The following is a 14,625-nucleotide window of genomic DNA, read 5'->3' on the forward strand; positions in this document are numbered from 1 at the left end:
GTGGTGGCCACGCTGTTTTACGTTGACGCACTGCCCGATGCCGGCGAGTTGGCCGTCGTCGAGGGCGACGAGGGCTTCCACGCCGCCACCGTGCGGCGAATTCGTCCCGGCGAAGAACTGGTGCTCGGCGACGGCGCCGGAACCCTCGGCCGGTGTGTGGTGGAGAGCGCGGGCCGCGATGGGCTACGGACCCGGGTCCTGGAGCGCTGGACCGTGGAGCCGCCGCGCCCCGCGGTGACGGTGGTGCAGGCGTTGCCCAAGTCCGACCGCTCCGAGCTGGCGATCGAGTTGGCCACCGAAGCCGGCGCCGACGCGTTCCTGGCCTGGCAGGCGGCCCGCTGCGTGGCAAGCTGGGAGGGCGCCCGGGTCGACAAGGGCCTGCGCCGGTGGCGCGCCGTCGCCCGTTCGGCGGCCCGGCAGTCCCGCCGGGCGCATATCCCGCCCGTCGACGGCCTGGTGTCCACCGCGGCGCTGACGCAGCGGGTTCTCGATGAGGTGGCGGCCGGGTCCGCGGTGCTGGCCCTGCACGAGTCGGCGGCCGATCGGCTTGCGGATAACCATGTAGCCCAAGCGGATTCGGTATACCTGGTGATCGGTCCCGAAGGAGGCATCGCGCCCGCCGAGATCGCCGCGCTGACCGAGGCGGGCGCGGTGGCGGTCCGGCTCGGGCCGCAGGTGCTGCGGACGTCGAGCGCGGCCGCGGTGGCACTCGGGGCGCTGGGCGTGATCACCCCGCGATGGGATCAACATGCGGATACACAATCGCCGGCGAACGAACCGTTGGGACACAGTCCTGACCGGCGGTAGACTGCAAGCCAGGATTTCACCACGTCAGGACCCCAGAAGGCAGGCATCGGAAACCACGTGACGCCCCGCGAGACCAGCGCTGCTGACGCAGCATCGACCTCCCAGGTTCGCAGCAGCATCAACGTTCCGCCCGATCTAGTCGTGGGCCTGCTCGGTTCGTCAGACGAAAACCTGCGCGCCCTGGAACGCACCCTCAACGCCGATCTGCACGTGCGCGGCAATGCCGTCACCATCTCCGGTGAGCCGGCCGACGTCGCGCTGGCCGAGCGTGCGGTCTCCGAGCTCATCGCCATCGTGGCGGGTGGCCAGCCGCTGACGCCGGAGGTGGTGCGGCACAGCGTGGCGATGCTCGTCGGCACCGGCAACGAATCACCGGCCGAGGTACTGACCCTGGACGTCTTGTCTTGGCGTGGCAACACGATCCGGCCCAAGACGCTCAACCAGAAGCGCTACGTCGACGCCATCGACGCAAACACGATCGTCTTCGGGGTCGGCCCCGCGGGCACCGGCAAGACGTATCTGGCCATGGCCAAGGCCGTGCACGCGCTGCAGACCAAGCAGGTGAGCCGGATCATCCTGACCCGCCCGGCGGTGGAAGCCGGTGAGCGCCTTGGCTTTTTGCCCGGCACGCTCAGCGAGAAGATCGACCCGTACCTGCGGCCGCTGTATGACGCGCTCTACGACATGATGGACGCCGAGCTGATCCCGAAGCTGATGTCGGCCGGGGTGATCGAGGTTGCGCCGTTGGCATACATGCGTGGCAGAAGCCTGAACTCAGCGTTCATCGTGCTCGATGAGGCGCAGAACACCACCGCCGAGCAGATGAAGATGTTCCTCACCCGGCTGGGCTTCGGGTCGAAGATGGTCGTCACCGGCGACATGACTCAGATCGACCTTCCGGGCGGCGCGCGATCGGGCCTGCGGTCCGCGATCGACATCCTCGACAGCGTTGAGGACATCTGTATCGCGGAGTTGACGAGTGTGGATGTGGTGCGCCACCGGCTCGTTTCGGAGATCGTCGAAGCCTATGCCCGCTACGAGGAACCCGGCTCGGGGATGAACCGGGCGGCCCGGCGGGCGTCGGGTGGCCGAAGCCGCCGATGAGCATCGAAGTCTCCAACGAGTCGGGCATCGACGTCTCCGAAGCGGAATTGGTCAGCGTCGCGAAATTCGTGATCGCAAGGATGGACGTCAACCCGAGCGCCGAGCTGTCGATGGTGCTGCTGGACACCGCGGCGATGGCCGACCTGCACATGCGCTGGATGGACCTGCCCGGGCCGACCGACGTGATGAGCTTTCCGATGGACGAACTCGAACCGGGCGGGCGGCCCGACGCGCCCGAGCCCGGGCCCTCGATGCTGGGCGACATCGTGCTGTGCCCGGAATTCGCCGCCGAACAGGCGGCCGCGGCGGGCCACAGCCTGGGGCATGAGTTGGCGCTGTTGACAATTCACGGCGTGCTGCATCTGCTCGGCTACGACCATGGTGAGCCGGACGAGGAAAAAGAGATGTTCGCCCTGCAGGACCGGTTGCTCGAAGAATGGGTCGCCGAACAGGTCGAGGCCTACCAGCAGGATCGCCAACAAGAACGCGACCGCCGGTTGCTGGACAAATCAAGGTATTTCGACAATTGACCGGAGTGTCCCAGCTGCTCGGCGCGATCGCCCTGATCGCTCTCGGCGGGCTTTTCGCGGCGATCGACGCCGCCGTCAGCACCGTTTCGATGGCCCGGGTGCAGGAACTGGTGCGAGAAGAGCGACCCGGCGCGGTGTCGCTGTTCAAGGTGATGAGCGAGCGACCCCGCTACATCAACTTGATGGTGCTGCTGCGCATCATCTGCGAGATCACCGCGACCGTCTTGTTGGTGGTGTTCCTTTACGACAACTGGGGCATCAAGTGGGGGTTGTTCGGCGCGGCCGCGATCATGGTGGTGACCAGCTTCGTCGTGATCGGAGTCGGACCCCGCACCCTCGGCCGCCAGCACGCGTATTCCATTTCCTTGGTGACGGCCCTTCCGCTGCGAGCGATTTCGTGGTTGCTGATGCCGCTCAGCCGGTTGCTGGTGGTGCTGGGCAACGCGCTCACTCCGGGCCGGGGATTGCGCAACGGCCCGTTCGCCTCCGAGATCGAACTGCGCGAGGTCGTCGACCTCGCCCAGCAGCGCGGGGTGGTCGCCGCCGACGAACGCCGGATGATCGAGTCGGTCTTCGAGCTCGGTGACACGCCGGCCCGCGAGGTGATGGTGCCGCGCACCGAGATGATCTGGATCGAAAGCGACAAACTCGCCAGCCAGGCGATGAACCTCGCCGTGCGCAGCGGGCATTCCCGCATCCCGGTCATCGGCGAGAACGTCGACGACATCGTCGGGGTGGTGTACCTCAAAGACCTTGTCCAGCAGGCCTTCTCGTCTCCCGACGGCGGGCGGGACACCAAGGTGTCGGAGGTGATGCGCCCAGCGGTCTTCGTGCCGGACTCCAAGCCGCTGGACACGCTGCTGCGTGAGATGCAGCGCGACCGCAACCACATGGCCCTGCTCGTCGACGAGTACGGCGCGATCGCCGGCCTGGTCAGCATCGAGGACGTGCTGGAAGAAATCGTCGGCGAGATCGCCGACGAGTACGACGAGGCGGAAACTGCCCCGGTAGAAGACCTGGGCGACAAACACTTTCGGGTTTCCGCGCGGCTGCCGATCGAAGACGTGGGGGAACTCTACGACGTGGAATTCGACGATGACCTCGACGTCGACACCGTGGGCGGCCTGGTCGCCCTGGAATTGGGCCGGGTGCCGCTGCCGGGGGCCGAGGTGGTGTCGCACGGCCTGCGGCTGCGGGCCGAGGGCGGCCCGGACCATCGCGGGCGAGTGCGCATCAACACCGTCCTGCTGAGCCCGGCCGAGCCCGACGGCGCCGACGGGTCGACGGACGGGGAGGCGGAGTGACTGAGGAACTGGACGCCGAGGACGCCAAGCTGGTGGTGCTGGCGCGCGCCGCGATGGCCCGCGCGGAAGCCGACAGCGGCGCCGCGGTCCGCGACACCGACGGCCGCACGTATGCGGCCGCGCCGGTCGACCTGCCGTCGCTGAAGCTGACCGGGCTGCAGGCCGCGGTCGCCGCCGCCGCCTCCGGTGGGGCGACCGGTCTCGAGGCGGCCGTCCTGGTGGCCGGATCCGCCGACGATCCCGGGATCGTCGCGGTTCGCGAACTGTCGCCGACGGCCGTGATCATCGTCACCGACCGCGCCGGCAACCTGCTATGAGCGCCGAGACGCCGGAATTCCGTTCGGGTTTCGTATGTCTGGTCGGCCGGCCGAATACCGGCAAGTCGACGCTGACCAACGCCCTCGTCGGCGCCAAGGTGGCGATCACGTCGACGCGGCCGCAGACCACCCGGCACACCATTCGCGGGATCGTGCACCGCGAAAGCTTCCAGATCATCCTGGTCGACACCCCGGGCCTGCATCGGCCGCGCACCCTGCTGGGCAAGCGGCTCAACGACCTGGTCCGCGATACCTACGCCGAGGTCGACGTGATCGGTCTGTGCATCCCGGCCGACGAGGCCATCGGGCCGGGTGACCGCTGGATCGTCGAACAGATCCGGGCGGTCGCGCCGAAGACCACGCTCGTCGCGGTCGTCACCAAAATCGACAAGGTGCCCAAGGATCGGGTGGCCGCGCAGCTCGTTGCCGTCAGCGAATTGGTCGGCGGCTCAGCCGAAATCGTGCCGGTATCGGCGGTGACCGGGGCGCAGGTCGACGTGCTGATCGACGTGCTCGCCGCGGCGCTGCCCGTCGGCCCCGCGTACTACCCCGACGGCGAGCTGACCGATGAGCCCGAGGAGGTCCTGATGGCCGAGCTCATCCGCGAGGCCGCCCTGGAGGGGGTGCGCGACGAGCTACCCCATTCGTTGGCGGTGGTGATCGACGAGATCAATCCGCGGGACGACCGGGACGATCTCATCGACGTGCACGCCATCCTCTACGTCGAGCGGGACAGCCAGAAGGGCATCGTCATCGGCAAGGGCGGCGCGCGGCTGCGGGAAGTGGGTACCGCCGCGCGGGCCCAGATCGAGAAGCTGCTGGGCACCAAGATCTACCTCGACCTGCGCGTCAAGGTGGCCAAGAACTGGCAGAGCGATCCCAAACAGCTTGGTCGGCTTGGTTTTTAGCCCTCAAGTTTTTTCTGCCTCGTAACGGGTAGCCGCCCAGCATGACGCAACCACAACTCGCACTGATAACCGGCGCGTCCAGCGGGATCGGGTTCGAACTGGCCAAGCAGTTCGCCCAACACGGCTACGACCTCGTCGTGGCGGCCGAGGACGATGCCATCCACGACGTACCCCAAAAGCTGTCCCAGTACAGCGCGGCCGTCCAGCCGGTGCAGGTGGACCTGCGCAGTCCGGACGGAGTAGAGCACCTGTACCAGAGCACGATCGAAGGCGACCGCGTGCTGGCGGCCGCGGCGCTCAACGCGGGTGTCGGCCGCGGGGAGATGTTCCTCAAGAGTGAGCTCGCCGACGACCTCGCGATGGTCGATCTCAACGTGCGCTCGACGGTGCATCTGGCCAAGCTGGTGCTGCGCGACATGGCGAACCGTGACGCGGGCAAGGTGCTTTTCACCTCGTCCATCGCGTCTCAGATGCCTGGTTCCTATCAGCCCGTCTACAACGCGTCGAAGTCGTTCATCCAGTCGTTGGCCGAGGCGCTCCGCGACGAATTGCGCGACACCTCAATCACTGTCACGGCCTTGATGCCCGGCCCGACGGACACCAACTTCTTCGCCCGCGCCAAGATGGTCGATTCACTGATGGGCAGGATGCCCAAGGACGACCCCGCTCAGGTCGCCCGTCAGGGTTTCGAGGCGCTGATGCGCGGCGATCAGAAAGTCGTTGCCGGCTCGGTCTTTTCGAAGTTGATGGGCGCCGCGAACCGCGTGCTGCCCGACGACGTCAAAGCCATCGGCAACCGGGTCATGTCGATGCCTCGCGCCAACGGCAACTGAGTCAGGCGAGCACCCGGATCGTCTCCATCGACGGATCGGCCGCGTCCGGCACGTTCATCCCGGCGCGCACACCGGAGCGCAGGTAGTCCAGCACCGCGTCATTGAGGCACTCGCCGGGAACCACCGCCGGAATGCCGGGCGGATACGGCGTGACCTGCTCGGCTGAGATCCGCCCCGCCGCCCGATCGCTCGGCACGGCCTCGACGCGCCCGAAGAACGCGTCGCGCGGCAGGCAGACGTTCTCCAATTGCAGCTCGTCGGGCGATGGCAGGTCGATTTGCGGTGGCGGCTCGAAATCGTCGGCTGCCTTGCGCCATTCGGTCAGCGCCTGGATGAGACGGTCGGCGGTGGTCTTGTCGTCGGCGAAGGACAGCGTCGCCAGGATGCGGCGGTGATCGCTCATTCCGATGTCGACGTGAGCGTGCGCGCGCAGCCAGTCGGCGGCCTGGTAACCCGAAGTGCCCGTGGCCGATACGTCCATCAGCACCTGCATTCGGTCCAGGTCGTGTGATGCCTGCACCCCGAGCAGCTCGTCGTCGAGCACCTCCACATCGGGAATGCGTTCGATCTCATCGCGCAGCTGATGTGCCAAATCCAGTGCGGTGCCCAGTAATTCGTGACCCTGTTCCACCATCTGCCGCCGCCAACCGTCTATCGCCGAATACACCAGCACGTTGGGGCTGGTGGTCATCAGCAGGTCCGCGCACGCCGAGAGGCGCTTCTGATCGATCAGATCCCCCTGCAGGTGAAACACCGAGCCCTGCTCGAAGCCCGCCCCCATCTTGTGCACGCTGACCACGCAGACGTCCGCGCCCGCGTCCATCGCCCAGGTGGGTAGGTCCTCATGGAATGGCAGATGCGCGCCCCACGCCTCGTCGATGATCAGCGGCTTGCCGCGCGCGTGGCACACCTCGGCGATTCCGGCGATGTCGGCGCAGGTGCCGTACGGGCTGGGGCTCACGACCAGCGCACCGGCGGCGTCGGGGTACTTCTTCCACGTCTCCTCCACCTCGTGTGGGGAGGGTGGATGCGAGAAGTGATGCTCGGCGTCCCAGCGAGGGGTGATCCAACGGGGCTGCATGCCCGAGAAAATCAGGCCCGCGACGATGGACTTGTGGCTGTCCCGGCTCACCAGCAGGCTGCCGTCACCGCCGGCCACGGCCATCATCGCCGCCTTTACCGACAGCGAACTGCCGCAGGTGGAAAACCAGGCGACGTCGGCGCCGACGGCGTCGGCCATCAGGTCCTCCGCGCGCTTCAGGTACTCGTTACTGGTCTTGCGGTCGTCGAGGCCGCCGCTGGCCAGCACGTCGTCGAGGAACGGTTCGCGACCCAGCACCGCAAGGACCCGGTCGTCGGTGCCGCGACCCTGCCGGTGGCCCGGTGGAGTGAACCCGTAGCGGTTCTTGTCGCGGTAGTCGGCCAGTGCGTTCAGCAGTGGAGCATCGGATTGATCCATTGCAGGGGGATACCCGGGTTGTCGCGGGCTATGTGCACAGCCGGCGGCGCGACTATCTGCGCGGCGGCGCGCCGGCGGGCGGCGTGTCGCTGCCGGCATGCCACCACACCGTCGGCTGCTTGGTCGACCAGCCGCAGACGGCCTCCAGCTCGGCGGCCAGCGAGATGAGCAGCCCCTCGCTGTTTGCCGGGCCCATCAGCTGCACGCCGATTGGCAAACCATCGGAGGTGAATCCGGCCGGCACGTTGATGGACGGCCAGCCCAGCAGGTTCCACGGCCAGGTCAACGGGCACGCGGCGATCATGGCGCGGTCGGTGCCGAAGCCGCCCAGCCGGTCGAAGGCGCGCGCCAGCGGCGGCGGCTGCGCGGTGGTCGGCGCGAGCACGACGTCGACGATGTCGAAGATCGAGCCGACCCGGCGCTGGTCGGCGGCTTCGTGGCGACGGGCGCTGCGCAGGATCGCCTCGCCCATCACGTGGCCCACTCGCATGTTGGACAGCGTGCGGGGGTCCCAGATGACGCCGTCGCCCAGCCGCTCCTCCCACTCCCGCAGCCCGGCGGTGGACCGCGCCAGGAAATTCCACGACAACCGCAGGCCGTAGTCGGGGTTGCCGGGCACGACGGTGTGGCCCAGGAGCTGCAGTTGCTTGCCGACGGCCCGGGTCGCGGCCAGGATCTCCGGGTGCAGCTTGGCCCGGAAACCGGTGTACGGGAACCGCGTTGACAGCGCGATGTTGAGCGGGCCGGGCGCCTTCCCGACATAGTCGGACGCCGTGATCGGCGGCGGTTTGTGCCGGTCGCCCTCGACGTTGCCCGATGCGGCGTCCAGCACCAGCGCCGCGTCGGCGACGGTGCGCGCCAACACGCCGTTGACCGTGATTCCGTTGAACGCCTCCGGCAACGGCCAGGTGGAGATGCGGCCGCGCTGCGGTTTGATGCCCACCAGGTGCGTCCAGGCCGCAGGGATGCGCACGCTGCCGGCGCCGTCGGAGCCGATCGCGGCGGTGACCAGGCCGGCGGCCACCGCGGCCGCGCTGCCCCCCGACGATCCACCCGGCGTGTGCCGGCGCGACCAGGGGTTGCGGGTGTGTCCGAAGCCAGGGCCGCTGGTGAACGGCCATTGGCCCAGTTCGCAGGTGTTCGTCTTGCCCACGATCACCGCGCCGGCAGCTTTCAGGCGGCGCACCACCTCGGCGTCCTGGGTGGCGGGCGCGACGTAGCCCTCGGTGCCGAACGCGGTCGGCACGCCTTTGACGTCGACGTCGTCCTTGACCGCGATCGGGATGCCCAGCAGCGGGGCGGTGTCGCCGGCCGCGCGGCGCCGGTCGGCCTCCGCCGCGTCGGCCAGCGCCGATTCGGTCAGCACCACCCGGAAGGCATTGAGCGTCGACTGGCTCGTGTGAATGGCGTGCAGGGAACGGCTCACCAGAGTGGTGGACGTCACTGCGCGGCTGGCCAGCTGATAGAGCAGGTCGGTCAGCGTGGGCAGGCGCTGGCCGCCGGATCCCGAACCCGGGCCAGAAAGGGCCCCGAAAGCGGACCCGGAAGCGCCAATCACGGGGTACGAGACTAACGGCGCGGATACCCGGATTGTCGCGGCGGGGTGCAAAACTATTGTGATGCGGCTATATCGAGACCGGGCCGTTGTGCTGCGCCAGCACAAGCTCGGCGAGGCCGACCGGATCGTCACCCTGCTGACCCGCGATCACGGGCTGGTTCGCGCGGTGGCCAAGGGCGTTCGCCGCACCCGCAGCAAATTCGGCGCGCGACTTGAGCCGTTTGCTCACATCGACGCGCAACTGCACCCCGGGCGCAACCTGGACATCGTCACCCAGGTCGTCGCCATCGATGCGTTCGCCACCGACATCGTCAACGACTACGGCCGGTACACCTGCGGGTGCGCGATGCTGGAAACCGCCGAGCGGCTCGCCGGTGAGGAGCGGGCCCCGGCCCCGGCCCTGCACCGGCTTACGGTGAGCGCGCTGCGGGCGGTCGCCGACGGCCGCCGGCCCCGCGACCTGCTGCTGGATGCCTACCTGCTGCGTGCCATGGGGATCGCCGGATGGGCGCCGGCGCTCACCGAGTGCGCGCGCTGCGCCACGCCCGGCCCACACCGGGCGTTTCATATCGCCGCCGGGGGCAGCGTCTGCCCACACTGCCGCCCGGCCGGTTCGACCACCCCGCCGCCGGGTGTGCTGGACCTGATGACCGCGCTGCACGACGGCGATTGGGAGGCCGCCGAGGCGTCGCCGCAATCGCACCGCAGCCACGTCAGCGGATTGGTGGCCGCGCACCTGCAGTGGCATCTGGAGCGTCAGCTCAAAACGTTGCCGCTGGTGGAGCGGACGTATCAGGCCGACCGCACAATCGCCGAACGGCGCGCAGCGCTGTTCGGGCAGGATATGGCCTGTGGTTGAGCGCAAGCCGAAGTCGACCGACTTCCCGCAACTGCCCCCCGCTCCCGACGATTACCCGGTCTTTCCCGACAAGTCGACCTGGCCGGTGGTCTTCCCGGAGTTGCCGCCGTCGGCCGATGGCGGCCCGCGCCGGCCGCCGCAGCACATTTCGAAGGCGGCCGCGCCGCGGATCCCGGCGGACCGACTGCCCAACCACGTCGCGATCGTGATGGACGGCAACGGTCGCTGGGCCACCCAGCGTGGGCTGAGCCGCACCGACGGCCACCGGGCGGGCGAGGCGGTGGTGATCGACATCGTCTGCGGCGCAATCGAAATCGGGATCAAATGGCTCAGCCTGTACGCGTTTTCGACCGAGAACTGGAAGCGGTCCCCCGAGGAGGTCCGCTTCCTGATGGGGTTCAACCGCGACGTGGTGCGCATGCGCCGCGTCAACCTCAACGCGATCGGGGTCCGGATCCGGTGGGTGGGTTCACGGCCCCGCCTGTGGCGCAGCGTCATCAATGAACTGGCGGTCGCTGAGGCGATGACGGTCGGCAACGACGTCATCACGGTTAATTACTGCGTGAACTACGGCGGCCGCGCCGAAATCGCCGACGCCGCAAAGGATATTGCCCGGTTGGCGCAGGCCGGCAGGCTTAACCCGGAACGCATCACCGAGGCGACGATCTCGCGCCACCTGCAACGGCCCGACATCCCCGACGTCGACCTTTTCCTGCGGACGTCGGGGGAGCAGCGGTCCAGCAATTTCATGCTGTGGCAGGCGGCGTACGCCGAGTACATCTTTTCCGACAAGCTGTGGCCCGACTACGACCGCCGCGACCTATGGGCGGCCTGCGAGGAATACGCCGAGCGCAACAGAAGATTCGGGAGCGCCTGATGCCATCACTGCAGGAGCGTCTGGTGTCGATACTGCGCGACGTCCTTCCCGTCGACGAGGAACCAGACGGCGCACTCACGTTGCGCCACAACGGCACGCTGGCGTCGTTGCGGGTGGTGAACATCGCCGAGGACCTGGACCTGGTCTCGCTGACGCAGATCCTGGCCTGGGACCTGCCGCTGACCAAGAAGGTCGGCGACCAGATCGCCAAGCAGGCGCGCGACAGCAACTTCGGCAGCGTGACGCTGGTCGAAAAGGTCAGCGACAAGGCGGTGCAACGCAATTCCGGCAAGGGCGCGTCCAAAACCGGAGACGTGATGCTGCGCTATAACTTTCCCGGCGGCGGGCTCACCGACGACGCCCTGCGCACCCTGATCCTGCTGGTGCTCGACACCGGCGCCGAGATTCGGCGTTCGGTAACGGGTTAGGACACGGCGGATTCGGCCGGCACGATGGCCACCGAACCAAGGTCCTCGCGGGCGCCGGTCCGCAACAGGGAGTGCATGCGGTTCGGGTCGTGATCGACCGGCCGGGTCGAGTCGATGAATCGTTCGACGACCTCGACGAAGCGATCCGGGTGGTCGTGATGCGGCACGTGCCCGGACTTTTCGAAGATATCCAGGCGCGACCCGGCGATCGCCGCGTGGGCGGTCCGGGCGTGGCTCACCGGGATGACGACGTCGTCCTCGCCCCAAATGATTTGCACCGGAATGGATTGCACCAAGTAGCTGCGATCCAGCATGGTGACGTATTGGCCGCGGCCGTCCACCACCGATCGCAGGGTGCGTGCAAACGCCGCCAGCGCGCTGGGGTCCTTGAAGCCCTCGAGCAGCCGCACGGTGTCGACCGCGTCGCGACCGAACTTGGTGGAACCGAGCAGGGCCTGAACGGCGCGCCCAAGGACCCGCATCGCGGGCAGCGCGCCGGGCACGCGCACCATGGCCAGCGCCTCGCTGCCCATCGGCATCGCGGCCAACCGCAGCGCGAAGCTGACGTCCGACTCGACACCGCCCGCGCTGACCAGCACGAGGCGCTCGACCAGATGCGGGTACTGATAGGCGAACTGCATCGCCACGCCGCCGCCGAACGAATGCCCGACGACGGTGACCCGCTCGATGCCCAGCACGGCGAGCAGGTCGCGCATCCCGTTGGCGAAGGCCGGCAGCGAGTAGTCGGCGCGCGGCTTGTCGGATTCGCCGTGGCCCAGCAGGTCCGGCGCGATGACGGTGAAGCGCTGCGCGAGCTTGGCGTGCACCGGCCCCCAGGACTCGGATTTGTCGCCGACGCCGTGGATCAGCAGCAGGGCCGGTCCGGATCCGGCGATCCGGAAGGCGCGGCGGTAGCCGTGGATGGTGCGAAACTGCAGTGACGGGCCCTCGACGTCGCGCACCGGCCGCAGGTGGGGGGCGGGTTGCTTCCGCATCGTGTTCTCGCTTCCCTTGAGTTCTGGTTGCCTCGGCCCGTGGGCCACTCATGGGTAGGAGCACGCAACGGTCGCGTATCGGACGCTTTTTTCAGAACTTTTTCCGGTCAGACAAAAACACGACTTCCGCGCCGCGGCGGTTCAGCCTAGGACGCGCACTCCGCGCAGGTTCCGAAGATTTCGATGGTGTGGCTGACGTCGGAGAAGCCGTGCTTGGCGGCCACCTGGGCCGCCCATTCCTCGACCTCGTGGTCGCCCACCTCGATGGTGGCGCCGCAGTGGCGGCACACCAGATGGTGGTGATGATGCTCCGAGCACCTGCGGTAGACCGACTCGCCTGTGTCGTTGCGCAGCGTGTCGACCAATCCGGCCGCGGCCATCGATTGCAGCGTGCGATACACGGTGGTCAGACCGATGTTCTCGCCGCGCCGGCGCAGCTCGTCGTGCAGCTCCTGGGCGGACCGGAACTCGTCGAGCGTCTCAAGCAACGTGGAAATCGCCGCGCGCTGGCGGGTGGCGCGGACGCTGGTGCCGGTCATGGAGTGTCCTCACTCGCGTGGGCGACCGCGTCGACGACGATGTGCGCCAGGTGGTGGTCGGCGAGCCGGTAGAGCACCTCGCGGCCGGATCGCTCCCCGGCGACCACGCCGGCCGCCTTGAGGATCTTCAGATGCTGGCTGACCAGCGGTTGTGGCACGCCGAGGGCGTCGACCAGTTCGTGCACGCAGCGCTGCGATTCGCGCAACTGCAGCACGATGGCGATCCGCACGGGTGCGGCCAGCGCGCGCAACAGCTCGCCGGCGGCGTCGAGAATCTCGCGCGACGGCGGCACGGGATATTCGGGGAACCTCGCGTGCTCGGCAGCGGCGCCGCCGTGCTGGTGAGGCATTCCGCCCAGGTCGGGGCGTGCGTCGTCGGGCGCCGCGGTCTGCGCCGGGCCGGACTGAGGAAGGGGCACAGAGGAGGACATCGTCATCCGAGAGTCATCACCTCAAGAAGTGCCGGGTCGTATGGAAGGGCCGGACGGAGTCATGGTCGGCTGCTTTCCACTGTCACATGCATGATGACGCATGTCAAAGACCGGGGCGGCGGTCGATACCATGGCTGATGTTTTGCGGGCGGCCTTCGCCGCCCACCTGTTTGCCCGGATCTTCGAGAGGGAGTGCACTGCCCCGTGGCGTCCGTCATCGACACAGTTGTCAACCTGGCCAAGCGGCGGGGCTTCGTCTTTCCCTCGGGTGAGATCTACGGCGGCACCAAATCGGCTTGGGACTACGGTCCGCTGGGCGTGGAGCTAAAGGAGAACATCAAGCGCCAGTGGTGGCGCGCGGTGGTCACCGGCCGCGACGACGTGGTCGGCATCGATTCGTCGATCATCCTTCCGCGCCAGGTCTGGGTGGCCTCCGGCCACGTCGAGGTTTTCCATGACCCGCTGGTGGAGTGCATGAACTGCCACCACCGGCACCGTCAGGACCACCTGCAGGAGGCATGGTTCGCCAGGAACGCGGCCAAGGCGGGGATCGACGACCCCGAGTCGGTGGCGATGACCGAGATCGTCTGCCCCGATTGCGGCACCAAGGGCCAATGGACCGAGCCGCGCGAGTTCAACATGATGCTCAAGACCTATCTCGGGCCCATCGAAACCGAGGAGGGACTGCACTATCTGCGGCCCGAAACCGCGCAGGGCATCTTCGTCAACTTCGCCAACGTGGTGACGACGGCCCGCCGCAAGCCGCCGTTCGGCATCGGGCAAATCGGCAAGAGCTTCCGCAACGAGATCACGCCAGGCAACTTCATCTTCCGCACCCGCGAGTTCGAACAGATGGAGATGGAATTCTTCGTCGAGCCGTCGACCGCCAAGGAATGGCACCAGTATTGGATCGACACGCGGCGCGACTGGTACATCGACCTCGGCATCGATCCGGAGAACCTGCGACTGTACGAGCACCCCAAGGAGAAGTTGTCGCACTACTCGGACCGCACCGTCGACATTGAGTACAAGTTCGGTTTCGTCGGCAACCCGTGGGGCGAGCTGGAAGGCGTCGCCAACCGGACCGACTTCGACTTGTCAACGCACGCAAAGCATTCCGGCGTCGACCTGTCGTTCTACGACCAGGTCAACGACACCAGGTACACCCCGTACGTCATCGAACCGGCGGCCGGCCTGACGCGGTCGTTCATGGCGTTCTTGATCGACTCCTACACCGAGGACGAGGCCCCCAACGCCAAGGGCGGCATGGACAAACGCACGGTGCTTCGGCTCGACCCGCGGCTGGCGCCGATCAAGGCCGCGGTGCTCCCGCTGTCGCGACACGCCGACCTGAGCCCCAAGGCCCGCGACCTGGCCGCCGAATTGCGCAAGAACTGGAACATCGATTTCGACGACGCCGGCGCCATCGGGCGCCGCTACCGGCGCCAGGACGAGGTCGGTACGCCGTTCTGCGTGACGGTGGATTTCGACTCGCTCTCCGACGACGCCGTCACCGTGCGTGAGCGCGACAAGATGACCCAGGACCGGGTGGCCATTGGCGCCGTCGCCGACTACCTGGCCGCGCGCCTCAGGGGCTGCTAGGCCGCGGTTCCTGGACCCGCGGATTCACCGCGCCGGCGGCAAATCTGGATTTGGTCAGAAAAACGGTTTCGGCA

16 protein-coding genes are annotated in these 14,625 nt (G+C 67.8%); 11 read left to right on the forward strand and 5 right to left on the reverse strand.

The features are described 5' to 3' along the window. Genes AWB92_RS03115 through AWB92_RS03145 form a run of 7 tightly spaced genes read left to right on the forward strand, consistent with a single transcriptional unit; the run spans position 1 to position 5,803 of the window. Positions 1–807, forward strand: a complete 807-nt coding sequence (locus tag AWB92_RS03115; protein ID WP_085183998.1) for a 16S rRNA (uracil(1498)-N(3))-methyltransferase — start codon at positions 1–3, stop codon at positions 805–807. A 57-nt stretch (positions 808–864) separates the two neighbouring features. Next, on the forward strand, positions 865–1,911 hold the full coding sequence (locus AWB92_RS03120) for a PhoH family protein (RefSeq protein ID WP_085183999.1): 1,047 nt from the start codon (positions 865–867) through the stop codon (positions 1,909–1,911). Continuing rightward, positions 1,908–2,441, forward strand: a complete 534-nt coding sequence (gene ybeY / locus AWB92_RS03125) for an rRNA maturation RNase YbeY (RefSeq protein WP_068176467.1) — start codon at positions 1,908–1,910, stop codon at positions 2,439–2,441. The genes AWB92_RS03120 and ybeY overlap by 4 nt, the downstream gene beginning before the upstream one ends. Beyond that, positions 2,438–3,745: a hemolysin family protein gene (locus AWB92_RS03130; RefSeq protein WP_085184000.1), complete on the forward strand. Its 1,308-nt coding sequence runs from the start codon at positions 2,438–2,440 to the stop codon at positions 3,743–3,745. Before ybeY ends, AWB92_RS03130 begins: the two co-directional genes overlap by 4 nt. Before the next feature lie 53 nt (positions 3,746–3,798). Further along, complete coding sequence (locus AWB92_RS03135) at positions 3,799–4,062, forward strand: cytidine deaminase (protein ID WP_085184084.1); 264 nt, start codon at positions 3,799–3,801, stop codon at positions 4,060–4,062. After that, positions 4,059–4,970 (forward strand): GTPase Era, encoded by a 912-nt coding sequence (gene era, locus AWB92_RS03140; protein WP_085184001.1) that lies wholly within the window; start codon positions 4,059–4,061, stop codon positions 4,968–4,970. The genes AWB92_RS03135 and era overlap by 4 nt, the downstream gene beginning before the upstream one ends. Before the next feature lie 41 nt (positions 4,971–5,011). Continuing rightward, positions 5,012–5,803, forward strand: a complete 792-nt coding sequence (locus tag AWB92_RS03145) for an SDR family NAD(P)-dependent oxidoreductase (protein ID WP_085184002.1) — start codon at positions 5,012–5,014, stop codon at positions 5,801–5,803. A 1-nt stretch (position 5,804) separates the two neighbouring features. On the opposite strand, the gene AWB92_RS03150 is transcribed toward AWB92_RS03145, so the two are convergent. Together AWB92_RS03150 and AWB92_RS03155 are read right to left on the reverse strand one after the other, a co-directional pair. Next, positions 5,805–7,262 (reverse strand): ornithine decarboxylase, encoded by a 1,458-nt coding sequence (locus tag AWB92_RS03150; protein WP_085184003.1) that lies wholly within the window; start codon positions 7,260–7,262, stop codon positions 5,805–5,807. A gap of 52 nt (positions 7,263–7,314) precedes the next feature. Beyond that, positions 7,315–8,820: an amidase gene (locus AWB92_RS03155; protein WP_085184004.1), complete on the reverse strand. Its 1,506-nt coding sequence runs from the start codon at positions 8,818–8,820 to the stop codon at positions 7,315–7,317. A gap of 61 nt (positions 8,821–8,881) precedes the next feature. On the opposite strand from AWB92_RS03155, the gene recO reads away from it, so the two are divergent. From recO to AWB92_RS03170, 3 genes are read left to right on the forward strand one after another with little or no spacing between them, the layout of a single operon-like run. Further along, positions 8,882–9,679 (forward strand): DNA repair protein RecO, encoded by a 798-nt coding sequence (recO, locus tag AWB92_RS03160; RefSeq protein ID WP_085184005.1) that lies wholly within the window; start codon positions 8,882–8,884, stop codon positions 9,677–9,679. Further along, on the forward strand, positions 9,672–10,556 hold the full coding sequence (locus tag AWB92_RS03165; protein ID WP_085184006.1) for a decaprenyl diphosphate synthase: 885 nt from the start codon (positions 9,672–9,674) through the stop codon (positions 10,554–10,556). The genes recO and AWB92_RS03165 overlap by 8 nt, the downstream gene beginning before the upstream one ends. Continuing rightward, a complete protein-coding gene (locus tag AWB92_RS03170) occupies positions 10,556–10,984 on the forward strand; it encodes a hypothetical protein (protein ID WP_085184007.1) in 429 nt (142 codons plus the stop codon). The genes AWB92_RS03165 and AWB92_RS03170 overlap by 1 nt, the downstream gene beginning before the upstream one ends. Here the strand turns inward: AWB92_RS03170 and AWB92_RS03175 are convergent. From AWB92_RS03175 to AWB92_RS03185, 3 genes are all read right to left on the reverse strand, one after another. Further along, positions 10,981–11,979 (reverse strand): alpha/beta hydrolase, encoded by a 999-nt coding sequence (locus tag AWB92_RS03175; RefSeq protein ID WP_085184008.1) that lies wholly within the window; start codon positions 11,977–11,979, stop codon positions 10,981–10,983. The two genes, AWB92_RS03170 and AWB92_RS03175, sit on opposite strands and share 4 nt — an antisense overlap. Positions 11,980–12,125: 146 nt before the next feature. Further along, the gene (locus tag AWB92_RS03180; RefSeq protein WP_085184009.1) at positions 12,126–12,518 is read right to left on the reverse strand and encodes a Fur family transcriptional regulator; all 393 of its coding nucleotides are present in this window, start codon (positions 12,516–12,518) and stop codon (positions 12,126–12,128) included. Further along, positions 12,515–12,868: a metalloregulator ArsR/SmtB family transcription factor gene (locus tag AWB92_RS03185; RefSeq protein WP_241523351.1), complete on the reverse strand. Its 354-nt coding sequence runs from the start codon at positions 12,866–12,868 to the stop codon at positions 12,515–12,517. The genes AWB92_RS03180 and AWB92_RS03185 overlap by 4 nt, the downstream gene beginning before the upstream one ends. 273 nt (positions 12,869–13,141) lie before the next feature. On the opposite strand from AWB92_RS03185, the gene AWB92_RS03190 reads away from it, so the two are divergent. Then, entirely contained in the window at positions 13,142–14,551 is a 1,410-nt protein-coding gene (locus AWB92_RS03190; protein ID WP_173817331.1) for a glycine--tRNA ligase, read from the forward strand. The last annotated feature ends 74 nt before the right edge of the window (positions 14,552–14,625 follow it).

Origin of the sequence: Mycobacterium sp. IEC1808 (assembly GCF_002101935.1) — a bacterium.
GTDB lineage: Bacteria > Actinomycetota > Actinomycetes > Mycobacteriales > Mycobacteriaceae > Mycobacterium.